The 22923-nt window shown below is 49.7% G+C and carries 22 protein-coding genes; 14 read left to right on the top strand and 8 right to left on the bottom strand.

Going from position 1 to position 22923, the window contains the following annotated elements:
* Nucleotides 1–13: 13 nt before the first annotated feature.
* The 3 genes from ACXAGQ_RS26880 to zur all read right to left on the bottom strand — a co-directional run bounded on the left by ACXAGQ_RS26880 (nucleotide 14) and on the right by zur (nucleotide 1438).
* Nucleotides 14–223, bottom strand: a complete 210-nt coding sequence (locus tag ACXAGQ_RS26880; protein WP_036822839.1) for a cold-shock protein — start codon at nucleotides 221–223, stop codon at nucleotides 14–16.
* 271 nt (nucleotides 224–494) lie between these two features.
* On the bottom strand, nucleotides 495–959 hold the full coding sequence (locus tag ACXAGQ_RS26875) for a chemotaxis protein CheX (RefSeq protein ID WP_475258124.1): 465 nt from the start codon (nucleotides 957–959) through the stop codon (nucleotides 495–497).
* A 35-nt stretch (nucleotides 960–994) separates the two neighbouring features.
* Nucleotides 995–1438 (bottom strand): zinc uptake transcriptional repressor Zur, encoded by a 444-nt coding sequence (zur, locus tag ACXAGQ_RS26870; protein ID WP_475258123.1) that lies wholly within the window; start codon nucleotides 1436–1438, stop codon nucleotides 995–997.
* Between the two features lie 1002 nt (nucleotides 1439–2440).
* Between zur and dusA the strand changes: the two genes are divergently transcribed.
* The 7 genes from dusA to ACXAGQ_RS26835 all read left to right on the top strand — a co-directional run bounded on the left by dusA (nucleotide 2441) and on the right by ACXAGQ_RS26835 (nucleotide 9465).
* On the top strand, nucleotides 2441–3460 hold the full coding sequence (gene dusA / locus ACXAGQ_RS26865) for a tRNA dihydrouridine(20/20a) synthase DusA (RefSeq protein ID WP_475258258.1): 1020 nt from the start codon (nucleotides 2441–2443) through the stop codon (nucleotides 3458–3460).
* 217 nt (nucleotides 3461–3677) lie between these two features.
* Nucleotides 3678–3908, top strand: coding sequence for an envelope stress response protein PspG (gene pspG / locus ACXAGQ_RS26860; RefSeq protein ID WP_475258121.1), 231 nt, complete (start codon nucleotides 3678–3680; stop codon nucleotides 3906–3908).
* A 148-nt stretch (nucleotides 3909–4056) separates the two neighbouring features.
* Nucleotides 4057–4695 carry a TIGR04219 family outer membrane beta-barrel protein gene (locus ACXAGQ_RS26855; protein WP_475258120.1) on the top strand — a complete coding sequence of 213 codons (639 nt, stop codon included), beginning with the start codon at nucleotides 4057–4059 and terminating at the stop codon, nucleotides 4693–4695.
* A 117-nt stretch (nucleotides 4696–4812) separates the two neighbouring features.
* The gene (locus ACXAGQ_RS26850) at nucleotides 4813–5046 is read left to right on the top strand and encodes a thymidylate kinase (protein ID WP_107300958.1); all 234 of its coding nucleotides are present in this window, start codon (nucleotides 4813–4815) and stop codon (nucleotides 5044–5046) included.
* A 147-nt stretch (nucleotides 5047–5193) separates the two neighbouring features.
* Nucleotides 5194–7020 carry an assimilatory sulfite reductase (NADPH) flavoprotein subunit gene (locus tag ACXAGQ_RS26845; protein WP_475258118.1) on the top strand — a complete coding sequence of 609 codons (1827 nt, stop codon included), beginning with the start codon at nucleotides 5194–5196 and terminating at the stop codon, nucleotides 7018–7020.
* On the top strand, nucleotides 7020–8711 hold the full coding sequence (gene cysI / locus ACXAGQ_RS26840) for an assimilatory sulfite reductase (NADPH) hemoprotein subunit (RefSeq protein ID WP_475258116.1): 1692 nt from the start codon (nucleotides 7020–7022) through the stop codon (nucleotides 8709–8711). Before ACXAGQ_RS26845 ends, cysI begins: the two co-directional genes overlap by 1 nt.
* Nucleotides 8704–9465 carry a phosphoadenylyl-sulfate reductase gene (locus tag ACXAGQ_RS26835; RefSeq protein WP_475258114.1) on the top strand — a complete coding sequence of 254 codons (762 nt, stop codon included), beginning with the start codon at nucleotides 8704–8706 and terminating at the stop codon, nucleotides 9463–9465. The genes cysI and ACXAGQ_RS26835 overlap by 8 nt, the downstream gene beginning before the upstream one ends.
* Before the next feature lie 129 nt (nucleotides 9466–9594).
* Here the strand turns inward: ACXAGQ_RS26835 and ACXAGQ_RS26830 are convergent, their stop codons facing one another.
* Nucleotides 9595–10083 (bottom strand): DUF2780 domain-containing protein, encoded by a 489-nt coding sequence (locus ACXAGQ_RS26830; RefSeq protein WP_475258112.1) that lies wholly within the window; start codon nucleotides 10081–10083, stop codon nucleotides 9595–9597.
* A 207-nt stretch (nucleotides 10084–10290) separates the two neighbouring features.
* Nucleotides 10291–10911 (bottom strand): FKBP-type peptidyl-prolyl cis-trans isomerase, encoded by a 621-nt coding sequence (locus ACXAGQ_RS26825; RefSeq protein ID WP_475258111.1) that lies wholly within the window; start codon nucleotides 10909–10911, stop codon nucleotides 10291–10293.
* Between the two features lie 122 nt (nucleotides 10912–11033).
* On the opposite strand from ACXAGQ_RS26825, the gene ACXAGQ_RS26820 reads away from it, so the two are divergent.
* A complete protein-coding gene (locus ACXAGQ_RS26820; RefSeq protein ID WP_475258109.1) occupies nucleotides 11034–11759 on the top strand; it encodes a LysM-like peptidoglycan-binding domain-containing protein in 726 nt (241 codons plus the stop codon).
* Between the two features lie 85 nt (nucleotides 11760–11844).
* Here the strand turns inward: ACXAGQ_RS26820 and ACXAGQ_RS26815 are convergent, their stop codons facing one another.
* The 3 genes from ACXAGQ_RS26815 to ACXAGQ_RS26805 all read right to left on the bottom strand — a co-directional run bounded on the left by ACXAGQ_RS26815 (nucleotide 11845) and on the right by ACXAGQ_RS26805 (nucleotide 15030).
* Entirely contained in the window at nucleotides 11845–12297 is a 453-nt protein-coding gene (locus ACXAGQ_RS26815; protein ID WP_475258108.1) for a GNAT family N-acetyltransferase, read from the bottom strand.
* Nucleotides 12298–12394: 97 nt separating this feature from the next.
* Nucleotides 12395–12964, bottom strand: a complete 570-nt coding sequence (locus ACXAGQ_RS26810) for a Crp/Fnr family transcriptional regulator (RefSeq protein WP_475258107.1) — start codon at nucleotides 12962–12964, stop codon at nucleotides 12395–12397.
* 104 nt (nucleotides 12965–13068) lie between these two features.
* On the bottom strand, nucleotides 13069–15030 hold the full coding sequence (locus tag ACXAGQ_RS26805; RefSeq protein ID WP_475258106.1) for a bifunctional 2',3'-cyclic-nucleotide 2'-phosphodiesterase/3'-nucleotidase: 1962 nt from the start codon (nucleotides 15028–15030) through the stop codon (nucleotides 13069–13071).
* 411 nt (nucleotides 15031–15441) lie between these two features.
* Between ACXAGQ_RS26805 and cysG the strand changes: the two genes are divergently transcribed.
* From cysG to cysQ, 6 genes are read left to right on the top strand one after another with little or no spacing between them, the layout of a single operon-like run.
* Nucleotides 15442–16866, top strand: coding sequence for a siroheme synthase CysG (cysG, locus tag ACXAGQ_RS26800; protein WP_475258105.1), 1425 nt, complete (start codon nucleotides 15442–15444; stop codon nucleotides 16864–16866).
* Between the two features lie 13 nt (nucleotides 16867–16879).
* Nucleotides 16880–17788, top strand: coding sequence for a sulfate adenylyltransferase subunit CysD (gene cysD, locus ACXAGQ_RS26795; protein WP_475258104.1), 909 nt, complete (start codon nucleotides 16880–16882; stop codon nucleotides 17786–17788).
* A 10-nt stretch (nucleotides 17789–17798) separates the two neighbouring features.
* Nucleotides 17799–19229 (top strand): sulfate adenylyltransferase subunit CysN, encoded by a 1431-nt coding sequence (gene cysN, locus ACXAGQ_RS26790; protein WP_475258103.1) that lies wholly within the window; start codon nucleotides 17799–17801, stop codon nucleotides 19227–19229.
* Nucleotides 19230–19235: 6 nt separating this feature from the next.
* A complete protein-coding gene (locus ACXAGQ_RS26785; RefSeq protein ID WP_475258256.1) occupies nucleotides 19236–20963 on the top strand; it encodes an SLC13 family permease in 1728 nt (575 codons plus the stop codon).
* Nucleotides 20964–20987: 24 nt separating this feature from the next.
* Nucleotides 20988–21608 carry an adenylyl-sulfate kinase gene (cysC, locus tag ACXAGQ_RS26780; protein ID WP_475258102.1) on the top strand — a complete coding sequence of 207 codons (621 nt, stop codon included), beginning with the start codon at nucleotides 20988–20990 and terminating at the stop codon, nucleotides 21606–21608.
* Between the two features lie 14 nt (nucleotides 21609–21622).
* Nucleotides 21623–22366 carry a 3'(2'),5'-bisphosphate nucleotidase CysQ gene (gene cysQ / locus ACXAGQ_RS26775; protein WP_475258100.1) on the top strand — a complete coding sequence of 248 codons (744 nt, stop codon included), beginning with the start codon at nucleotides 21623–21625 and terminating at the stop codon, nucleotides 22364–22366.
* The last annotated feature ends 557 nt before the right edge of the window (nucleotides 22367–22923 follow it).

Raw genomic sequence — 22923 nt, 5'->3', positions numbered from 1 at the left:
TCGGTCGGCGGCATTAAGACAGAGCAACAACTTCGCTAGCTTGTGGACCTTTCTGACCATCAGTTACGATGAACTCGACATTTTGACCTTCATGTAGGGTGCGACGGCCCTGAGCCTGAATAGCACTGAAGTGGACGAATACATCTTTGCCATCAGCACCAGAGATGAAGCCAAAGCCCTTTTCATCGTTGAACCATTTCACGGTTCCAGTCAGTTTGTTCATGTTACGATCTTTCCTTTGAATGAGGGTATTTCCTTGCTTAGCCCCTACGGGGAAGCAAAATGACACGCAGGGGGGCAACAAAGCATAAGCGCATTGATGCCTATCCAGCATATCGAGTCTAGATCGAATATATGACAGTTGGTAGTATTTTATTTGAGATTTGTGGCAACTTCACATAAAAATCAAAGTGATAAGTTTAATGATATGTGAAGGGAAAGACTTTCAGCGGGCAGGGCTAGCTGAAAGCCTCAAGGATCTCTAGAGGTGGCCTTTAGCCGTCAAAGCATATCTCAATAAAGGCTTTTCCATATTCGGAATCAAACGGCATGATAATAATGGCACTATCACACTTATGGGTAATGGTATGACCGCGGCCGGAGACCACTGCCGGGGTCGCCATATCGAAATCGTAGCCTTTCTCGGCAAGGATACGCTTGGCACCGCCTGTGACCATATTGGTGATTTCACCCACCATGTCTGTTACTTCTTCATTGATGCTATGCGGGCGCTCGCCCAGCATTCTCTGCATGATTTCCAGTGCTAGCCCTTCATCAAAGGTGATCGACATTGATCCCTTGGTTTTCGGGCCGACCATGCCAATTAGGCCGGATACATCGCCTCTGGCAATTTCATCTTTTTTCAGCCGGGGTTTTTGGGGAGCCAGCTGCATTGACGCCATTGTTTTGAGAACATTCAACAGTGACGCTAAGAAGGGGTTTACGAATTCTGCGCGCATAATTTTATAACGACGATCTCTGTCTGGATAATAACTTACTTGTTTTTACAATGCTGGCAAACACCATGGCTTTCAACGACATGGTTCGTCACCTCAAAGCCCCGTTGCTCGGCGCGTTGGCGAAGGAGTTTTGCAAGCTCTTCGTCATGGCACTCTTCGACTTTACCGCACTGGCTACAGATAAGGAGCTGGGAGCAATGATCAGCATGGCCCAGTAAGCAACAGGCAATGTAGCTATTGGTTGATTCGACTTTGTGCACAAAGCCTTGGGCAAGAAGAAAGTCCAGCGCTCGGTATACCGTTGGCGGTTTGGCTTGGGGTTCGCTTTCACGCAGCAAGTCCAAGAGTTCATAGGCACTGATGGAACTGTGGTGTTCAATGATCAATGCCAGAACCTTCAGTCTTTGAGGCGTCAGTCTTACTCCTCGTTGCTCACAGAGCTGCTGGGCGGTTGCCAGCAACTGACCTTTATTTGCCATATAACCTCAAAATACAAGCGATAAGTACTTCATATTACCATACTCGTGGCCAAATTGAGCTGAGTAATGGTGATTCCGTTAATCATACCGAAAAACAGTCATTGACGGTCGCAGCTTGGCGCACTTCCTACCTCCCCCCTTCCTGATAGCTGCTTTTTTATGGTTGTTGACCATAAAGCTGTACGTTTTTTTATTTATAAACACATCGGTCTTAAGTGTCTGATTTTTAATGCTTGTTTTTGGCGTTCAGCTTTTCTTGCTTTTTTTTCATAGAGCTAATAAGTATTTATACCATTGGTGTCAAAATACTTATCTGTTAATAATCAATAAGTTATGTGTTTGTTTGAAATATTATTTTTCAATTGGCCTATGATGTTACTTTTGAATAGAGCAAATTGCCTATAGTAGTCTTTTTAAGCTAAGTATTTAGCCTATGATGATCTTTTTACTCAAAGCAAATCGCCTACCATGATCAAAAAAGAGGGTGATTTTGGATCATGATGATCTTTTTATTGACTATTGTTCGGGCAGTCCTGTCGGGAATGGTGTACAGCAAAGGTTGTGATGTTCAGGATAAAGCTGCCCTATCGTTTGTGCGCCTAAGTAGGGCGGATTTATAATTGCTATATTTCAATGGTTTATATGTCTGTTCAGCTTTCTTGGTTTTATTCTTGGGTTGCTAGTGTCCAAAAGTATGTAAAGCTGTACAGTGGTCTTGTTGGTGGTATTAAGATTTTGTTTTTATTGCTGTATTTTAAGTTAGTGAAAGGAGCGTAATGTTCTTTTTATTTCTGTGTGCGGCACAGTTAATGTGGGGTTTTACAGTATTGGCTGCCTGAGATTACAGGCTGTAGACGATGTGATTTGGGATAGCGCTTGGAATAGGGTAGAATCCGCCTCCTTACAGCGTTGTAAGATCCTTGGCGTCGGTGTTCCCTGCGCCAGGAACGATAGATTTAGCGGTCGATAATGAGGTTTCCGATGACAGATACTGCTGTTGTAATGAACGAACAGTCAAACAATGAGCAAGCACAGGCGGGTCAGTACCCGGACTGTCGTTTTTCCATTGCGCCAATGCTCGATTGGACTGACCGCCATTGCCGTTATTTCCATCGTCTGCTCAGTGAGCGCACCCAGCTTTATACCGAAATGGTGACAACAGGCGCCATTATTCACGGTAAGGGTGATTACTTGGCCTACAACGAAGAAGAGCACCCGCTGGTGTTGCAGCTTGGTGGTTCAAACCCGGCAGATCTGGCTCAGTGTGCCAAACTGGCTGCAGAACGCGGTTACGACGAGATCAACCTCAACGTTGGTTGCCCGTCTGATCGGGTTCAGAATGGCCGTTTCGGTGCATGCTTGATGGGAGAAGCGGATCTCGTTGCCCAGTGTGTGTCGGCGATGCGTGAAGTGGTGGATATTCCGGTATCGGTAAAGACCCGTATCGGTATTGATGATCAAGACTCCTATGAGTTCCTGACAGACTTTATCCGTACTGTCAGCGAAAAGAGTGGCTGTGAAGACTTTACTATCCACGCCCGAAAAGCATGGTTGAGCGGCTTGAGCCCGAAGGAAAACCGTGAGATCCCGCCGCTAGATTACCCACGTGTATATCAGCTGAAAAAAGATTTTCCGCACCTGACCATGGGCATCAATGGTGGGGTGAAAACGATGGAAGAGATCGAGGCACACCTGCAGCATATGGATGGTGTGATGGTAGGTCGCGAAGCTTACCAAAATCCTTACCTGCTGGCGGAAGTGGATCAGCGCCTGTATGGCTCAGACAAACCGGTGAAAAAACGCCGCGAGATTGTGGAAGCCATGTACCCGTATATCGAGCGTGAGTTGGCCAAAGGTACTTACCTCAACCATATCAGCCGCCATATGCTGGGCTTGTTCCAGAATATGCCGGGTGCACGCCAGTGGCGCCGTCACATCAGCGAGAATGCCCATAAGCCAGGTTCTGGTATTGAGGTGTTGGAGCAGGCCATGGCGAAGATCCCGGCCCACCTTGATGTTTAACCCAATCGGAATGCAATGGTGAAATAAGCCAGCCTATTGGCGAATTAGACCAATATAAAGATTATCAAGGCACACCGTTTGCGGTGTGCCTTTTTTAATGTGCTGATTTTTATGGGCTATTGGTTTTTCTGCAACTTGGTCTGCTTTGTGCAATACCTAAATCATCTAAGGCAATGATGCTGCCAAAGGCGTTTACGGGAAGTCGAAGGAGAGAGCGATGATCGAGTTTTTATTTTTGCTGGTGTTTGCGGTGGTACTGGTTTGTACCGGTGTGAGTATCTTGGGAATGGCGCTGGCCGTTGCCGCTGGCTTTGTGGTGATGGCGGTTGCAGGCATGATCGGGGTAATGTTTAAATTGCTGCCCTGGTTGCTGTTGATTGCGGTTGCGGTGTGGTTCTACCGTGAGCACAAGGCCGAGCAAGCCCATAGAAAGCGTTATTACCGTTAATGGCCGCTGGATTGGCGGCCTAAAAATAGAATGTAAAAAATTGAAAAGAAAGTAGATGATTGACATTGCAGGTGCAGTTTTCTTAACCGGCATCTGCTATAGTCTGGCCGTTTTTTAATGAAATACTAATAAAGAGCGGAGACTCAAAATGAAAAAATTAGCGCTTTCTGCGGTAGCCGCTGCTGTCGCACTGTCTGCGGCAGTACCTGCCCAGGCAGCAACGCTTTTTGGGGTAAAAGCCGGTGCCGATGCTTGGTTCACAGATGCCAAGGTGAATGATAGTCGTAGCGAGTCTGACAGCAACACATCTGGTTCTTACTACGTGGCGTTCGAACACTTTGTTCCATTGGTACCAAACTTCCGTCTGCGTTACACCGATGTGGACAATGGTATTGTTTCCTTCGGCCAGACTGACTACACCGCTTACTACGAAATCCTGGATAACGACGCGGTTGCGTTCGATATCGGTGTCACTATGAGTAAGTTCAACTCGGGCAAGTTCGGTGATGAAAGCTTCAGCGAGTGGCAGCCAAACATCTACGGTAATGTTGAGCTGGGTATTCCAATGACACCAGTTTCGCTGTTCGGTGATCTGAACTTCGGTAACTACGACAGCACCAGCACAGTAGACGGCCAAGCGGGCGTGAAGTGGAGCATTCCACTGGTTGCGGCTGATCTGAACCTACGTGCGGGCTACCGTGTGATGGACTACGACTTTGATTTCATATCTAACGGCGGTGAGTTCTTCGCTGACGGTTGGTTCCTAGGTGCAGAAATCGATATCTAAGCGATTACTTTAAAGCCTCTATTCCAAAGCCACGAGAAATCGTGGCTTTTTTGTTGCCTGTTTTCTCGGTTTTGTACCACCTTTATAAAAGGTGAAACTGAAAAAGGGCAGGGGCTTATGACGTTAACAGAGTTGCAGAACCTCTATACCAATAGCGAGATTGTGGAAGCTGTAATTGAACCATCTATCCAAGCTAACGGATGGATTGTTGAGTTCCGCCACCGTCGGGGTGGGTTCGTTCCCCTCACTGATGGTTCGGGCAGCGAGAAGTGTTACCACGATATCGATACCGCCACCGAGCGGGCATTCGAAGTCGGTTTTCACCAGGTGAGGATAGCCGATACTTTCTGAATTACTTAGAAAAACTGCAGCATGGCCTGCAGTTTTTTTTACCCTTCACCCTTACAAATCGTTATAAAACATTCTTATCTATTCTTTCTTGTTATTTCTCTGAGTAGCTAATCTAACCCATACGCAATGTATAGGGATCGTCGTGTCATGTTACTTAAGGAACTTTCAGCTCTGGCTAGCCCGCTCAATGATCAGCAAATAGGTCAACTGCAGCAGGCTGCCGCCGAGTTATCGCCACAACAGCTGGCGTGGATCAGTGGTTATTTTTGGGGCCTAAGCCAAACCCAGGTGTCAGGCCAGGCTCAGCCTGCCTCAGCACCGGCATTGGCAACCAGTACTCAGCCTGCTGGCAAACTAACTATTATTTATGCTTCCCAAACCGGTAATGCCAAAGGGGTTGCCGAGCAATTGAAAGAGGAAGCGGATGCCAAGGGCATCAAAGCTGATATTTTTGCTGCCGGCGATTACAAGGGAAAAAACCTCGCCAAGGAAACCCATGTGATTATCGTTGCTTCCACCCATGGTGAAGGGGAAGCGCCGGATGATGCCATTGAGCTGCATGAATTTCTGCAATCGAAAAAGGCGCCGAAGCTACCTAACCTGCAATACGCCGTGGTGGGATTGGGTGATTCCAGTTATGAATTCTTCTGCCAGACCGCGAAAGACTTTGATGCCTTCCTTAGCAAACAGGGCGCGACCGCTTTCCACCCTCGCCTGGATTGTGACGTGGATTACGAGTCAGCGGCAACAGAATGGCGCGCCCAAGCGCTGGAAAAGGTTGAGGAAGCCTTGAAATCAGATCAGGGAGCTGAAGCCGATGTGGTTCAGTTGCCTCTAGGGCAAGTTTCGCCTGCTGTCCCAGCGTACAGCAAGAAGAACCCATACCCGGCCGCGCTGCTGGCCAGCCAGAAAATTACCGGCCGACAGTCAGGCAAAGATGTCCGCCATGTGGAAATTGACCTAGAAGGCTCCGGGCTGACCTATCAGCCGGGAGATGCGCTGGGGGTGTGGTATGACAACGACCCTGCTCTTGCAGAGGCGGTGTTAGCCAAAGTGGGGCTGGCTACTGATGAGCAAGTTGAGGTGGATGGCGAGCCGGTATCATTGAAAGAGGCACTGGTTAAGCATTATGAGATCACACTGTCTAACCCGCAGTTGGTGACCAAGTATGCCGAACTCTCCGGCAGTAAAAAGCTGGCCAAGCTGGTCGAGGATAAAGACAAGCTGCGCGAATACGCTGGCAATACCCAACTTATTGATGTGCTAAGTGAGAAAAAAGCAACCCTGAGTGCCGAACAGCTGCTTGGTTTGCTGCGCCGCCTGACCCCGCGTCTTTACTCTATTGCCTCGAGCCAGAAAGAGGTAGGTGAGGAAGTCCATTTGACTGTAGGGCTAGTGGAATACCAGAAAGGCGAAGAAACCCGTCAGGGTGGCGCCTCTGGTTACTTGGCCCAGCGCCTGGAAGAAGGAGACAGCGTCAGGGTCTTTGTTGAGCCGAATAACCACTTCAAGCTGCCGGAAAACGATGCAACACCTGTGATTATGGTTGGCCCTGGTACTGGCATCGCCCCATTCCGTGCCTTTGTTCAGGAGCGTGATAACCGTGAGGCTGATGGCAAGAACTGGTTGTTCTTTGGCGACCGTACCTTTACCGAAGACTTCCTGTACCAGGTGGAATGGCAGAAGTACTTGAAATCAGGTGTAGTCGATAGGATTGATGTGGCATTTAGCCGTGATCAGGCCGAGAAAGTGTATGTCCAGCACCGCTTGCTCGAGCACGCTGCCGAGGTGTGGCAGTGGCTGCAGGACGGCGCCCATATTTATGTGTGTGGTGATGCTACCCGCATGGCCAAAGATGTCCATGATGCGCTGGTGACGATCATCGAGCAACAGGGCAAACAGAGCCGTGAGCAGGCAGAGCAATATTTGAGTGAACTACGCAAGAGCAAGCGTTATCAAAAGGATGTGTACTAATGAGCGAGCAAAAACTGTCGGATAACGAACGCCTCAAGCGTGAAAGTAACTTCCTGCGCGGCACCATTGTTGAAGATTTGAATGATAGGATCACCGGTGGCTTTACTGCCGATAACTTCCAGTTGATCCGTTTCCACGGTATGTACCAGCAGGATGATCGTGATATCCGTGCCGAGCGTGCCAAGCAGAAACTCGAACCGCTGCACAATGTGATGCTGCGGGCAAGGATGCCGGGTGGGGTGATAACCCCTAAGCAGTGGCTGGCGATAGACAAGTTTGCCGAGGAGCACTCGCTGTATGGCAGCCTGCGTTTGACGACCCGCCAGACGTTCCAGTTTCACGGTGTGCTTAAGCCAAATATCAAGCTGATGCACCAGACCCTTAACAAGATTGGCATCGATTCCATCGCGACTGCAGGGGATGTGAACCGAAATGTGCTGTGTACCACCAATCCGGTAGAGTCTGAGCTGCATCAGCAAGCCTATGAGTGGGCGAAGAAAATCAGTGAGCACCTGTTGCCGAAAACCCGCGCTTATGCCGAGATTTGGCTCGATGGTGAAAAGCTGGAGACAACGGACGAAGAGCCAATTCTGGGCAGCAATTACCTGCCAAGAAAGTTCAAGACGACCGTGGTGATCCCGCCGCAAAATGATGTCGATGTCCATGCCAATGACCTGAACTTTGTCGCGATTGCCGAAGCAGGCCAGTTGGTGGGCTTTAATGTATTGGTGGGCGGTGGCCTGGCGATGACCCATGGCGACAAGGCGACCTATCCGCGCAAAGCTGATGATTTTGGCTTTGTGCCGCTGGAAAACACCTTGGATATTGCGGCGGCGGTGGTAACGACCCAACGTGACTGGGGCAACCGTTCTAATCGTAAGAACGCCAAAACCAAATATACCCTGGACAGAGTCGGCGTTGATGTCTTCAAGGCCGAGGTCGAGAAACGGGCGGGGATCACTTTTGGCTCAAGCCGCCCTTATGAATTTACCGAGCGCGGCGATCGCATCGGCTGGGTGGAAGGCATTGATGGCAAGCACCACCTGACTTTGTTCATTGAGAACGGCCGCTTGCTGGATTACCCGGGTAAACCCTTGAAAACAGGGGCTGCGGAGATTGCGAAGATTCACAAAGGCGATTTTCGTATGACCGCCAACCAGAACTTGATCGTTGCCGGCGTGCCGGCCAGCGATAAAGGCAAGATCGAAAAGATCGCGCGCGATCACGGTCTGATCGATGATGGTGTGTCTGAGCAGCGGAAAAATGCCATGGCGTGTGTGTCGCTGCCGACCTGTCCGCTGGCAATGGCAGAAGCAGAGCGTTTCCTGCCGGAGTTTGTGACTGACATCGAGCAACTGCTGGAAAAACACAGCTTACCGAAGGATGACAATATCATTTTGCGTGTCACCGGTTGTCCGAATGGTTGTGGCCGGGCGATGTTGGCTGAAGTGGGATTGGTGGGTAAGGCGCCAGGGCGCTATAACTTGCACCTCGGGGGTAACCGTAATGGTACCCGTATTCCGAAAATGTACCGCGAGAATATCACGGTCGAGCAAATTCTGACTGAACTGGATAGCTTGGTTGGCCGCTGGGCCAAGGAGCGTGAAGCCGGCGAAGACTTTGGTAATTTTACTATTCGTGCCGGGATCATCGAACCGGTTCTGATCTCAAAGAGGGATTTTTATGCTTGATAGCCAATATGCCGCGTTGCTGCAGGCCAGCAAGGTGGAACAAATCCTTAAACTGGCTGAGATCAATGCCGAACTCGAAGCGATGTCTGCCCAGCAGCGGATCCTATGGGCATTGGATAACCTGCCGGGGCAGATTGCCCTTGCCTCGAGTTTTGGTATTCAGTCGGCGGTGATGCTGCACATGGTAACTCGGATCAAATCTGATACTCCGGTGATTTTAACGGATACGGGATACTTGTTTCCTGAGACCTACCAGTTTGTCGATCAGTTGACTGAGCGACTGAAATTGAACCTGCATGTTTACCGTGCAGAGCTCAGCCCGAATTGGCAGGAAGCTCGTTTCGGTAAACTGTGGGAGCAAGGTCTAGACGGTATCAAACAGTATAATCGTATCAACAAGGTTGAGCCGATGCGCCGTGCATTGGATGAGCTCGGGGTATCTACCTGGTTCTCCGGACTGCGTCGCGAGCAATCCCAGAGCCGGGCTACTTTGCCGGTGCTGGCGGTACAGAATGGCTTGTTCAAATTCCTGCCACTGATTGACTGGAGCGACAGCGATATCGAGCAGTATCTCGCCGAGCACCAGCTGCCTTACCATCCGCTCAAGGATGAAGGTTACCTGTCTGTCGGTGATACCCACACTAGCCAGAAATGGCAGCCGGGTATGAAGGAAGAGGAAACCCGCTTCTTTGGCCTCAAGCGTGAGTGCGGCCTTCATGAGGATGATGTTGAAGCCGATGGTTCTGGCATCTAGCTAAATCCACAAACCGTATTGAAAATAAAAGCCTTACTCATTGCTGAGTAAGGCTTTTTTACATCTGTCTGACAGAAGGCTCGATGATGCGCGGTATCTTTGCGCGCGATTTTTTAAGGTATGTTCAGGTTAGCCTGCGGCTTGCCAGATACTGCCTAGGTTATCGAGTAATCCGGCGCTAGCTCCCTGGTCACCCAGAAACTGCATAACGACCGGGATAAACTGGCTCACCATGCTCGGATCCATGCCGAGGGCACTGAATACTTGATTGATGGTATCCATATTACCCAGCAAGGCACTGGTGCCAGGCGGTAGGCTGCCAGTCAGGGCATCAAGCCCCGGGAGCATATTGGTTAACTCGGAAGCCTGCTCGCCACCAAGTTGGCTCGCGGCGATGGAAAGCAGGGCACCAGCCCCACCTGCGGCTTGTTCGGTGGAAACATCAAGTTGGCTGCTGAGTAAATCAGTCAGTGGGTTGTTGAGTGTCGAAGCCGCTTCTTCGTCCCCACCGCCAAATAAGTCCGAAAGGCTGAAGGCGTGGCTGGTGGCAGGCAACATCAAGCTGCCGACAAGCAGTAGTAGCCAGGTTTTGGCGCGGGCTTGGGTCAATAGGTACATCTTTCGCAATCCTCCATGTAGGCGTCGACTATAGGTGTCCCATTTAAGATTAGTCAGGAATGCGGGTGAGATACCAAAATCTGTGGCAAAAAATGAATTAAAAGATAAAAAAAGCCAAACTTTGGGTAGGATGGTCGTTAGTTAATTGAAGTGCTGGAAACAAAAAACGGTGCCGAAGCACCGTTTTGTCATCAATCGCGAGGGCGATTAAAGGATGTCTAGTAGTTCTACTTCGAATACTAGTGCTGCATATGGAGGGATCGCTGCACCTGCGCCGCGCTCACCGTATGCAAGGTTCTGTGGGATGTATAGTTTCCACTTAGAACCAACAGGCATCATCTGAAGAGCTTCAACCCAACCAGAGATTACGCCAGTTACTGGGAACTCTGCAGGCTGGCCGCGAGAAACAGAGCTGTCGAATACAGTGCCGTCAGTTAGCTGGCCGTGGTAGTGAACACGAACTTGCTTGTCTGAAGTAGGGATTTCACCGTTACCTTCAACAAGAACTTCGTACTGAAGACCAGATTCAGTTACTGTAACTTCTGAGCGTAGTGCGTTATCTTTTAGGAACGCTTCGCCTTCTGCTGCTGCAGCTTGAGCTTGTTCTTGACGAACAGCTTCTGCGCGAGTGTGTAGGTCGCGTAGTGCGTTGTTGATGTCGTCAACTTCGATTTCTGGCATGTCGCCAGTTAGAGAAGTCGCGATACCTTTAGCGATAGCAGCAACATTTAGGCCCTCTAGACCACTTTGTGCTAGTTGCTGGCCCATTTGAAGACCGATACCGTAGCTTGCTTTAGTTTCAACTGTATCTAGTTTAACGTCAGACATGGTGTCATCTCTTTAGTAGAGTGAATAAAGCAGGCAGGATAACAGTTTCTCCCCCTAGGGGTAAACCATTGTAACAAGCTGTCGATGGATAGCGTGAATTTGATAGCGCTGGAGTGTTGTTTATGGGACAGGCCAAACGCCGTTCGAACAAAAAGAGTGAATTTACGTGGCCTCGTATCTCCTTGGATAAGGAGGCGTTGAAACAAGGAAGTACGGTTATCCGTGCCAAGTTTGCTCCGCTGGCAAGCAAATGGCAACAGTTACCCCAATTGCACCGTCGTGCCTTGATGGTGCTTGTACCTGTGGTAGCGGTATTAATGATCCTACCCGGCGGAGGTGACAAAGCTTCACAGCCTACTTCATCAGAGCCAGTCCGTCGCGAGCTGTCCCTGAATCTGGAAAGCCAGCAGCCACAGCGTGTCGCAGTTGGTGATAGGGAAGAGCCGGTATCTCCGCCTCGTCCTTCTCGTATAACCCCGTTAGAACCAGTTGAAAGTCGGCCGGTCAAAAGCCAGCCAGTAGCTGCGAAGCCTGCAGCCAAACCATCTGAAAAGGCCACTACCTCAACGCAGTCGGCCAGTGCTGACTGGCAGCGCTATCAGGTAAAAAGCGGCGAGACCTTGGCTAACATTTTCCGTCAGCACAATTTACCGCTCAATGATCTCTACGCGGTTGCCGCTATTGAAGGAGACGACAAGCCTCTGAGCCGGATCAAAGCCGGGCAATGGCTGCGTTACCGTCAGACTGCAAAGGGCGGATTGGATGCGTTGCAAATTGAAGGGCGCAATGGCGAGCCGGTGTTGTTCTTCCGCCGGTCGGACGGCAGTTTTGTCCGCCGTACCCAGTAAACGACCGATGCATTGAAACCGGTACAACAAAAAAGCCACTTCGGTGGCTTTTTTGCTATCTGGCTATTGAGGTAACTTGGGTATATCACTCTTTGGTCAGGCGCATATCGATATGCGGAATACCGTCTTCCAGATATTCTGCTGAAAATGCCTCGAAGCCATAGCGCTGGTAATAATGTTGCAAGTGCGATTGGGCACCGATCTCAATAGTCTCTCCCGGCCACAGTTGCTCGGTCATAGCGATGCCTTGCTCGAGTAGTTGGTTGCCCACCCCTTTGCCTCGGGCTTCCGGGGCGGTAACGACCCGGCCGATGCTCACTGCGTCATAGGTTGTTCCTGCGGGCAGCAGACGGAGGTAGGCGACAAGCGTATTGTCTTGATAGCCCAATAGGTGGTGAGTGCCGGCCTGTCGGTCATGGTCGTCCAGCTCTGGGTAGGCACATTCTTGCTCGACCACAAAGACATCGCAGCGCAATTTGAGCAGATCATAAAGTTGGTGGGTTGTCAGTTGGTCAAAGCTGAGGCACTGCCATTGCATGTCGTTCTCCTGATGGTACGTATTATTCACTCTTCCTTGAGGATAAATTACCTCAAAGGCGTTGGCATTAACTTAAGGCAAGTTGGCTCTCGCCCGATTAACTTTCTTCACTGAGCCTGGCGCGGATCCGGCTTAGGCTGGTGGCGGTAATCCCCAGATAAGAGGCTATCTGATAATCGGCAAGCTGAGCGTGTAGTTCAGGGAAGCGGTCGCAGAACAGGGTGTAGCGCTCTTCGGGGGTATGGATCAGCATAAAGCGTTCTTTGTGCTCTTTGAACAACAGTTGTCTTTCGAGTAACGCCATATAGATATTTGGACAACGGGTTTTCCATTCTTCGATTACAGCCAAGGGCAAAGCGAGTATTTGGCTGGCGGACAGGGTTTCCAGCAAGTATTCGGAAACCTGCGTGGTAATTAGGCTCTCAAACCCCAGGATCAGCTCTTGCTCCCAGTAGAACTCCTTGCTGAACTGGCGTCCTTCGGGAGTCAGGTAGCAGGCATGGCAAATGCCATCGACCAGAAAGAAAGCATGATTGGGCAGTTCCCCTTGGTTGAGCAATATGTGACGGGTCGGCAGTTCCATCGGCTCTGCAAGATCAAGGGCGTGATTGATGGTCTCGTCATCGGCACCATGGTCTCGAAGGTATTGGGCTAGGGCTGTTTTCATTTTTTGCTCACAGGGTTGGGTATCACATTGACCGTGTTTTCATCTTAACAAAAAAATACCGCAGCCGAGGCTGCGGTATGGTCAACGTTAATCAGTTAGCTGGCTTACTTTTGTAGATCGATTCGGTAAATCGCAAAGCCGATTTCGTCAGTACCGGTTTTCTCCATTGGGTACTGCGCTTTTTCCTTGATGAAGTTGGCCGCCTTGTCACCTGGAGAGGTTTCGAAAGTGATGTTTAGCTCTTTCTCATTCTTCAGTGGAGCGAAGTGCCAGTTGTTGTCAGCACTTGGTGTCACTTCGCCTTGCTCTTTGCTGACGCGGGTGATGTAGTCCGCCACAATGGTGCGGTTTTCATCTGGCGAAGCAAAAGCAATGAAGTCTTCACCGGTACCGGCAAACTTGCCGCTGTATGCGCGGTAGTTGTTGGTGGCGATGATAAATGGCTGCGCTGGGTCAACTGGCTTACCGTTGAAAGTTAGGTTCTGGATACGCTCAGCCTTGTCATTGATCAGCTTGCAGTCACCGTCGTAGCGGGCTGGCTGAGATACATCGATGCTGTAGTTCACGCCGTCGATCACATCGAAGTTGTAAGTACGGAAGCCATCCCAGTTGATCAGACCTTGCTGCTTGTTGCTGTTAAGGTCGATTTGGTTGAACTGGCCAGCAGAACACTCTAGCCACTCTTTTACTTCTTTACCGGTAACTTTCAATGCCACTAGGGTGTTCGGGTACAGGTAGAGATCTGCCGCGTTACGGAAGGTCAGCTGGCCGGATTCGACTTCGGTAAAGTTTGTCGGATCGTTGCCGCGGCCACCTGCCTTGAACGGGGCAGCAGCAGAGAGCACAGGAATGCCGTCTAGATCCGGATCGCCCTGGATAAAGCGCTCAACATAATCCTGCTGGGCTAGGCTGACGATTTGAACCGTCGGATCATCCTGCACTAGAGCCAGGAAGCTGTACATCACATCGTTGGCTTTGCCGATAGGTTGGTTAACGAACTCACGGGTACCGTCGTGCTCGGCCTTGATTGTTTCAACCATCTTCTCGTCGGCTTCTACGATAGCTTCGCCTTTGATCTTATCGAAGATAGGGCGGGCTTCGGTTTGCGCACTGGTTACAGTCCAGCTGTCGCCTTTCTGTTTCAGGACTAGGTCAATCACACCCAGGTGATCACCCCAGCGGCCAGGCATAACAGAAGGTACGCCGTTGATAGTGCCTTTTTCCACATCGGTATTTGGCAGATTAGCAAAAGCTTTGCTTGGGAACACCGCGTGTGAGTGGCCAAAGGCGATTGCATCGATGCCTTCTACTTCTGTGAGATAGTACACCGAGTTTTCAGCCATTACCTTGTAAGGATCAGCAGAGACGCCAGAGTGCGGGATAGCCACAATGATATCAGCGCCTTCCGCCTTCATTTGCGGTACAAACTTCTCGGCAGACTGTTTGATATCTTCAGCCTTGACCTTGCCTTCCAGATGACGCTTGTCCCATACCATAATTTGCGGTGGGACAAAGCCGATGTAACCGATCTTCACTTCGTGCTCGGCACCGTCGGTATCTTTGAAGGTGTGCGACTTAATCACATAGGGAGTGAACAGGTTTTTGCCGGTTTTCAGGTCATAGACGTTGGCGTTGACGTAAGGGAAGTTGGCCCCTGCGATAGCTTTGTCGAGGAAGTCCAAGCCGTAGTTGAACTCGTGGTTACCGATGTTACCGACTTCGTAGTTAAGCTGGTTCATCGCCTTGTAAACCGGGTGGATATCGCCAGCGTTTAGCCCTTTAGCTGCCATGTAGTCACCCATAGGGCTACCTTGGATCAAGTCACCGTTATCAACCAAAACACTGTTGGTTACTTCAGACTGGGCTTGCTTTACCAATGTCGCGGTACGGACTAGGCCGGTTTTCTTGGTCGGCTTGTCTTTGTAGTAGTCATAGTCCATGACATTAGTGTGGATATCCGTGGTTTCCAGGATGCGAAGCTTGATGGTGTCTGCTGTAGCCGGTCCTGCCATAGCCAGCATGCCACCCAAAATCGCAAGGGATAAGGGTTTGGCTGATAACTTCATAATTTTCTCCGTGAGTGTCGGTATAGGAAAGCGTGCATAAGGTAACAAAAACGCTCCCAAATTTGCGCAAAAGAATAGCTTTTATGTGTGATTAATCGCGTTTTTCTGCGCATTTTCTCATGTTGTCGAAAACGGTTGCCTCAGAAAGGAACATTTCGGCTACGCATAAGCCTAGGACAAAAAGGTATAGCTTATGAGTCATTCGCCTATATCACTGTGATGAATCATTCCTTTCGCGATAAATGCAGGGTTTTGTCTAAATAAACTGATTTATTGCTGTTTTTAGCAAAGCGACGAGAGATAAATCTTGGGGTGAACTTTTTGGAATAAAAAATGAAATTTAAGAATTTCAGGTAATAAATCACCGCAACTATAGTGCTTCTATCAATGGATTCTTAGGGGCACCCTCACATGGATTATCTGCCAATTTTTGCTGATCTAAAGCGCCGGCCTTGCCTAGTTGTCGGTGGCAATGATATTGCCTGGCGCAAGGCAAGGATGCTGCTTAAGGCAGGGGCTGACGTAAAGGTCATCAGCCCGGAGCTGTCGCCGCTTTTCCAGCAGGCTGTCGAAAACGGCCAAGTGACATATGTGGCAGAGGAGTTTTCGCCCCACCATCTTGATGGCGTTTTCCTAGCGATCGCCGCCACTGAGCGCAAGGCGGTGAATGCGCTGGTTTACCAATCAGCTAACCAACGACAGGTTTTGGTGAATGTCGTGGATGACACCCAGCGTTGTAGTTTCATTGTGCCATCCGTCGTCGACCGCTCCCCCATCATCGTTGCGGTATCGTCATCAGGCCAAGCTCCTGTCTTGGCAAGGCTGATCCGCGAAAAACTAGAAGCGCTACTGCCACAGCATATTGGCAAGATGGCAACAATTGCCGGGCGCTTCCGCTCTCGCTTGGCTCAGACCGTGACTTCTTTCTCTGCCCGCCGCCGATTCTGGGAGCAAGCCTTCAATGGACGGTTTGCTTCTTTGGTTGCTGCTGGCCAGGTTGAATCGGCCGAGCAGGAGTTGGAGCAACTTAGCCAAGGCCTATCGACTCAAGGTGAAGTGGCTCTGATCGGTGCCGGGCCGGGTGATGCAGGGTTGTTGACACTTCGAGCATTGCAATTACTGCAGCAAGCCGATGTGGTGCTGTTTGATTATTTGGTTTCGGAAGAGGTGATGGATCTGGTTCGCCGCGATGCTGAGCGGGTGTGTGTCGGTAAAAAAGCCGGCTTTCACAGTGTGCCGCAGGCCGAGACGAACCGTCTGCTGGTGGACTATGCCTCGCAGGGTAAGCGTGTGGTTCGCCTGAAGGGGGGAGATCCTTTTGTCTTCGGTCGCGGTGGCGAAGAGCTGGAAGTCTTGTTCGACCATAACATTCCGTTCGAGGTCGTTCCTGGTATCACTGCCGCTGCCGGTGCGACTGCCTATGCCGGCATTCCTCTGACGCACAGGGAGCATGCCCAAACCGCGATGTTTGTCACCGGGCATCTCAAGGCTGGCAGTGATCAACTGGACTGGCAGACGTTGGCTCGGGGTAACCAGACCCTGGTGATTTATATGGGCTTGATGAATGCCTCCGATATTAGGCAGCAATTGATTCAGCACGGCCGCGCAGCCTCTACCCCGGTTGCCATTATTGAACGCGGTACCCAACCCACCCAGAAAATTTACAAAGGCCAACTCGATGAGTTGGACGACTTAGCTCAACAGGCGGCTTCCCCGGCACTGATTGTGGTCGGTGAAGTGGTCAACCTATCAGAAAAATTACATTGGTTCGGAAAGCAACCACAACCGGCTCATCCCGAGATGGATCAGCAAGGTGCCGTGGTGAAACTGGCTTAGCATGGAGAGAGTAATGGACCCGAAACGATTTACCCACTTAAAGCAACTTGAAGCGGAGAGTATTCATATTATCCGTGAGGTTGCTGCCGAGTTTGATAACCCCGTCATGATGTATTCAATCGGTAAGGACTCCTCGGTCATGCTACACCTTGCCCGCAAGGCGTTTTATCCGGGCAAGATCCCTTTCCCGTTACTGCACGTCGATACCGACTGGAAGTTCCGGGAAATGATTGAGTTCCGTGACCGCACTGCCGAGAAGTACGGCTTTGACTTGCTGGTACACAAAAACCCTGAAGGCTTGGCGATGGGTGTTGGCCCGTTTACCCATGGCTCGTCCAAACATACCGACATCATGAAGACCCAGGGGCTCAAGCAGGCTCTGAATAAATACGGCTTCGATGCAGCCTTTGGCGGGGCACGCCGCGATGAGGAAAAATCCCGGGCCAAAGAGCGGGTTTACTCCTTCCGAGACAAGAACCATACCTGGGATCCGAAGAACCAGCGTCCGGAGCTGTGGAAAACCTACAACGGTCAAATCAACAAGGGTGAAAGTATCCGCGTCTTCCCATTGTCCAACTGGACCGAATTGGATATTTGGCAATACATCTACTTGGAAGGTATCGAAATCGTACCTTTGTACCTCTCTGCCGTACGTCCTGTTGTTGAGCGCGACGGTATGCTCATCATGGTCGACGATGATCGGATGAAGCTGCAGCCAGGTGAACAGATAGAACAAAAGAGTGTGCGGTTCAGAACCTTGGGGTGTTACCCACTAACAGGGGCGATTGAGTCTGAGGCCGATACGCTGCCGGGCATTATCGAAGAAATGCTGGTAGCGACGTCAAGTGAGCGTCAAGGCCGAGCCATTGACCATGACCAGTCTGGCTCGATGGAGCTTAAGAAACGCCAGGGATACTTCTAAGGAGAGAATAATGAACAGTGCAATTGAACAACAAGTGGCCGAGTTAGGGATTGAAGCCTACCTCGATCAGCACCAAAACAAATCCCTGCTGCGTTTTCTGACTTGCGGCTCGGTGGATGATGGTAAAAGTACCCTGATTGGTCGCCTGCTCCATGATTCCCAGCAGATTTATGAAGATCAGCTTGCAGCGATCCATGCCGATAGCCAGAAGGTCGGTACTACAGGTGATAAGCCTGACTTGGCGTTGCTGGTGGATGGCCTGCAGGCTGAGCGCGAGCAGGGGATCACCATTGATGTCGCTTACCGTTATTTCTCGACCAAGAAGCGTAAGTTCATTATTGCCGATACCCCTGGTCATGAGCAGTACACCCGTAATATGGCAACCGGAGCCTCGACCTGTGATGTCGCGGTTATCTTGATTGATGCCCGTAAAGGAGTGCTGGATCAGACCCGCCGCCATTCCTATATCGCCAGTTTGCTCGGCATCCGTCACTTCATTGTGGCAATTAATAAAATGGATCTGGTGGGCTTTGAGCAATCACGCTTTGAGTCTATTCGTGATGAGTACTTGGCGTTTGCTGAACAACTCAACCCGCAACTGGATATCAAACTGGTGCCGCTATCGGCGCTAGAAGGGGATAACGTGGTCGATCTTAGTGACCAAACGCCATGGTATGACGGTGATTCTCTACTGGCGATGCTGGAGTCGGTTGATATCAATGTCGATCGCCAGTCTGGTGATTTCCGTCTGCCTGTCCAGTATGTTAATCGGCCTAACCTAGACTTCCGTGGCTTTTCCGGCACTGTCGCCTCAGGCACTGTAAAGGTGGGAGATAGCGTCAAGGTATTGCCATCGGGCAAACAGTCGCAGGTCGAGCGTATTGTCACATTTGATGGTGATTTGCCTGCTGCTTTTGCTGGCCAGGCGATTACCCTGACTCTGGCTGATGAAATAGATATCAGCCGTGGCGATACCTTGGTGGCGGCAGACAACGAGGCCGTATTGGGTAACCACCTGCTGGCCGATATTGTTTGGATGGCCGAAGCTCCGCTTGAAGTGGGACGCCAATACGACATTAAAGTCGCAGGCAAGAAAACAGTAGGTAGTGTTTCAGCTATTCGCCATCAGGTTGATATCAATAACCTCGGCAAATTTGAAGTAGGCAGCCTGCCACTTAACGGCATTGGTTTGTGTGAAGTGACCCTGACAGAGTCCATAGCGGTTGACCCGTATCTGAATAGTCCGGATACCGGTGGTTTTATCGTTATCGATCGCCTGACCAATGTGACCGTCGGTGCCGGTATGGTTCGGGAAGCATTGGCTGGCGAACAAGATATCGTATCAACCTCGGTCTCTGCATTTGAAGTTGAACTCAATGCCCTGATCCGCAAACACTTCCCTCATTGGCAGGCGAAGGATATCAGTAAGTTGCTGGGGTAATTGATGATGCAATGGGAACAAGGAATGGTTCTCGCCATGTTAATGGTGATAGTAACCTGCCTGCTGACGACAAGGATCAAGCCTGCTTATTTATTTGCAGGTGCGGCCTTTATCGGCTTTCAGGCTGGGATGATTGATTTGCCGACGTTGGCAGGCAATTTTACGAATTCATCACTATTAACCTTGGTGTTACTGATCCTTGTTTCTATTGGCTTGGAAAAAACCCGCCTGATAAGTTGGGTCGGTAAGCAGATATCGAGTGGGGGACAATCGACGGTGGTGGCAAAGCTTGGCCTGTCGACCGCTTTTCTTTCTTCCTTTACTAATAATACGGCAGTCGTGGTTTCTTTGATCGGTGCGATCAAGCGTAATCAGCGCCACGCGCCATCTCGTTTGCTGATCCCTCTATCCTATACTGCCATTCTCGGGGGAACCCTGACCCTAATCGGTACCTCGACAAACCTGATCATTAATAGTTTTGTCGAAGATGCCGGGTTGCCCAGCTTGGGTTTCTTTGCGCCGACGACTATCGGTTTGGCAGTGCTGGTGATTGGGTTGTTGATTTTGATCCCGCTCAGCTACCTTCTTCCTATCTATGACGAGAACTCGCAAGACGATCTTCCTTATTTTTTGGAGGCCAAAGTGGTTGGTGGTTCCCCGTTGGTGGGTAAAACGGTAGCCGAAAATGGTTTGAGGGCACTGCGTCGGCTGTTCTTGGCGGAAATTATCCGCGATGGGGAGACGTTGGCGCCAGTGTGTCCTGATACACAACTCAAGGCAGGCGACACCCTATTGTTTTGCGGTGATGTAGAAAGTGTAACAACCCTGCAGGAAATTAATGGCCTCCAGCTTTTTGGCCAGCATCACCTTAACGGCCAGTCAATGCTGGAAGTTATTGTCAGTCATTCGGCGGGGATCCGGGGCAAGACATTGAAGAGTGTTCAGTTCCGTGAGCGGTTTGATGCGGTGGTGGTGGCTATTCGCCGTGGTCATGAAAGGCTGGCTGGTGGGCTTGGTAATATTGAGCTCCATGCCGGGGATACCTTGGTGGTCGTTCCGGGAAAAAACTTCAACAGTAAAAAGCAGCAACTTAATCGTGAGTTCGTTTTGGTCAATGGGCTGGACTCCAGTGCTAGGCTCGATAGCCAAAAGAGCCTGACGGTGCTGTTCGGCTTTATGATGGTGATTGCTGCGGCGTTATTGAATGTCCTTCCTATTATAAAGGGGCTAGCTGCATACCTTGTTGTGCTGATAGCCACAGGAGTAGTGACATTTGCCGAGCTTAAGCGCCGTTTTCCCATTGATATTGTCGTGATTGTTGGCTCTGCATTGTCATTGGCCCAGCTGATGCTCTCAAGTGGTCTTTCTGAGCGCATGGGTGAGATGTTAATGACAGGGTTTGCCGACTGGGGGATGTATGGTGCTTTGGTTGCAGTATATCTGCTGACTTTGGTATTAACCGAACTGGTAACCAATAATGCAGCGGCAGCGTTGGCTTTCCCTATCGCCTACAGTTTGTCAATTAGTTATGGCGTTGATCCTATGCCTTTCATCATGGCTATATTATTTGGTGCCAGTGCCAGCTTTATTTCTCCCTATGGGTATCAAACTAACTTGTTGGTTTATAGCGTAGGTAATTACAAACTGAAAGATTACTTACGGATTGGGCTGCCTATTTCATTAGTGTATTCGGCTGTTGTATTAGCCCTGATACCTCGACTATTCCCTTTTTAACAAGACATATAAATGGAGTTATCTATGACCTCGGCTATTAGTACGGTCAATAATGACAATATTGTTTGGCATACACACCAAGTAGACAAAACCTACCGGGCCAAGCAAAAGAACCAGCAGCCTTCAGTATTATGGTTCACAGGGCTTAGTGGTGCCGGTAAGTCGACGGTAGCTGGCGCACTGGAGCAACGCTTAGCCGAATTGGGTTACCACACTTACTTACTTGATGGTGATAATGTTCGCCATGGCCTTTGCCAGGATCTTGGATTCTCCTCGGAAGATCGCCGGGAAAATATCCGCCGCATCGGTGAAGTAGCGAAACTGATGGCTGATGCTGGGTTGATTGTATTAAGTGCGTTTATTTCTCCCCATCGTCATGAACGTCAGTTGGTGCGTGATATGCTGCCATCGGGTGAATTTCTCGAGGTGTTTGTTGATACCCCTCTGGAAGAGTGTGAAAAGAGGGATCCAAAAGGGCTGTATAAAAAAGCACGATTAGGTGAGCTCAAGCAGTTTACCGGTATTGATTCAGAATATGAGCAGCCATTGAATGCCGAGATTCATTTAGCCGCTGGCAGTCATGATGTTCAACAGCTCGTTGAACAGTGTGTTGATGCGCTTAGAGCTCGCAATATTATCGAATGACAAAGGAGTGACATGTGGGAAAACAGCTTGAGTCGTTGTACCAAATTGCATTGGAGGCTGGTGAGGCCATCATGGCGCTTTACCATTCTCATATTGAAGTATCGGAAAAAGACGATCGCAGCCCGGTGACTGCTGCTGATTTAGCTGCAAATGCCATTATCTTAGATAAGCTGGCAGCATTAACACCAGAAATTCCTATTGTCTCTGAAGAGTCTGCACATATCCCTTGGTCTGAACGAAAGCACTGGCAGCGATTTTGGTTAGTTGATCCGTTAGATGGAACCAAAGAATACTTACGCAAGAATGGCGAGTTCACCGTGAATATCGCGCTGATTGAAAATGGGCGTCCTGTGCTAGCGGTTGTCCATGCGCCTGCAATAGAGATAAGTTGGTTGGGGAATGGCAGTAAGGCATGGAGTGTCAGTAATGATGAGTGGAGACCCATTAAGACTGAAGCAGCACAGACACCGGTTATAGTAGGGAGTCGCTCTCACCCAAGTCCGCTGTTAGCTGAATATTTGGCGCAGTTCCCTCTATATAAGATGAAAGAAGCGGGGTCATCCTTAAAGTTCTGTCTTGTTGCAGAAGGAAAAGCGCAATTCTATCCTCGCTTAGGGCCGACCATGATGTGGGATACCGCGGCTGGGCAATGCATCGCTGAAAGTGCTGGGGGCCAGGTTAAAACTCTTGATGGAGTACCTTTGTCATATCATCGCGAAGATTTACTCAATCCATTCTTTGTCGTTAGCTACCTTTAATTCCCCAATCTGAAAAATTCCTAAGGTTGTACCACTCTCCAGCCATTTGTTGTCTACGCTTAACGGTACGCTGCAAAAAAGGAGAGTGATATCCACTTCTTGGCTGTTTTTTGTATTTATTCCGTTTTTACGCTCTTTTTGTCATCAGTCGGCAAAAAAAGTCAAAAAAAGCATTGCCATTACTTCTCGTCTCCCTATAATGCCGCCTCACCAACGGGATGACAGCTTCTTAGTAAGCTATTCACAAATTGTGGATAACTTGTTGGTGGTTGGCAGAATAAATTTTTATGCCTTTTTTGAGCTTGACTCTGAGACATAAAAGACTAGAATTGCCGGCCTTGCTTATTAATACTGGTGAGTTCTTCAAAATAAGAATCTATCTGTTAGCAAGGCTTGTCAGCAAAGAGTTTTAAAGAAAGTTTTTTGAAATTAATTGTTGACACCGAGGATTGCGCTGGTAAGATACGCAGCCTCAACCGACACGCAGTGTCGAGTGAATGTTCTTTAACAATTTGACCATGCAATCTGTGTGGGCACTCGTGAAATGATAGTCAACA

The organism is Photobacterium sp. ABD4_091, from assembly GCF_056160145.1.
This window is presented reverse-complemented; position numbering and strand designations above follow the sequence as displayed.

What these genes read in the sequence shown, in the direction of transcription:
- ACXAGQ_RS26820 (WP_475258109.1), top strand. Translation starts at nt 11,034, where the DNA reads ATGGGACAGGCCAAACGCCGTTCGAACAAAAAGAGTGAATTTACGTGG.
- ACXAGQ_RS26845 (WP_475258118.1), top strand. Translation starts at nt 5,194, where the DNA reads ATGTTACTTAAGGAACTTTCAGCTCTGGCTAGCCCGCTCAATGATCAG.
- ACXAGQ_RS26880 (WP_036822839.1), bottom strand. Translation starts at nt 223, where the DNA reads ATGAACAAACTGACTGGAACCGTGAAATGGTTCAACGATGAAAAGGGC.
- zur (WP_475258123.1), bottom strand. Translation starts at nt 1,438, where the DNA reads ATGGCAAATAAAGGTCAGTTGCTGGCAACCGCCCAGCAGCTCTGTGAG.
- dusA (WP_475258258.1), top strand. Translation starts at nt 2,441, where the DNA reads ATGAACGAACAGTCAAACAATGAGCAAGCACAGGCGGGTCAGTACCCG.
- pspG (WP_475258121.1), top strand. Translation starts at nt 3,678, where the DNA reads ATGATCGAGTTTTTATTTTTGCTGGTGTTTGCGGTGGTACTGGTTTGT.
- ACXAGQ_RS26815 (WP_475258108.1), bottom strand. Translation starts at nt 12,297, where the DNA reads ATGCAATGGCAGTGCCTCAGCTTTGACCAACTGACAACCCACCAACTT.
- ACXAGQ_RS26785 (WP_475258256.1), top strand. Translation starts at nt 19,236, where the DNA reads ATGCAATGGGAACAAGGAATGGTTCTCGCCATGTTAATGGTGATAGTA.
- cysN (WP_475258103.1), top strand. Translation starts at nt 17,799, where the DNA reads ATGAACAGTGCAATTGAACAACAAGTGGCCGAGTTAGGGATTGAAGCC.
- ACXAGQ_RS26830 (WP_475258112.1), bottom strand. Translation starts at nt 10,083, where the DNA reads ATGTACCTATTGACCCAAGCCCGCGCCAAAACCTGGCTACTACTGCTT.
- ACXAGQ_RS26875 (WP_475258124.1), bottom strand. Translation starts at nt 959, where the DNA reads ATGCGCGCAGAATTCGTAAACCCCTTCTTAGCGTCACTGTTGAATGTT.
- cysG (WP_475258105.1), top strand. Translation starts at nt 15,442, where the DNA reads ATGGATTATCTGCCAATTTTTGCTGATCTAAAGCGCCGGCCTTGCCTA.
- cysD (WP_475258104.1), top strand. Translation starts at nt 16,880, where the DNA reads ATGGACCCGAAACGATTTACCCACTTAAAGCAACTTGAAGCGGAGAGT.
- ACXAGQ_RS26810 (WP_475258107.1), bottom strand. Translation starts at nt 12,964, where the DNA reads ATGAAAACAGCCCTAGCCCAATACCTTCGAGACCATGGTGCCGATGAC.
- cysC (WP_475258102.1), top strand. Translation starts at nt 20,988, where the DNA reads ATGACCTCGGCTATTAGTACGGTCAATAATGACAATATTGTTTGGCAT.
- ACXAGQ_RS26835 (WP_475258114.1), top strand. Translation starts at nt 8,704, where the DNA reads ATGCTTGATAGCCAATATGCCGCGTTGCTGCAGGCCAGCAAGGTGGAA.
- ACXAGQ_RS26825 (WP_475258111.1), bottom strand. Translation starts at nt 10,911, where the DNA reads ATGTCTGACGTTAAACTAGATACAGTTGAAACTAAAGCAAGCTACGGT.
- ACXAGQ_RS26805 (WP_475258106.1), bottom strand. Translation starts at nt 15,030, where the DNA reads ATGAAGTTATCAGCCAAACCCTTATCCCTTGCGATTTTGGGTGGCATG.
- cysI (WP_475258116.1), top strand. Translation starts at nt 7,020, where the DNA reads ATGAGCGAGCAAAAACTGTCGGATAACGAACGCCTCAAGCGTGAAAGT.
- ACXAGQ_RS26855 (WP_475258120.1), top strand. Translation starts at nt 4,057, where the DNA reads ATGAAAAAATTAGCGCTTTCTGCGGTAGCCGCTGCTGTCGCACTGTCT.
- ACXAGQ_RS26850 (WP_107300958.1), top strand. Translation starts at nt 4,813, where the DNA reads ATGACGTTAACAGAGTTGCAGAACCTCTATACCAATAGCGAGATTGTG.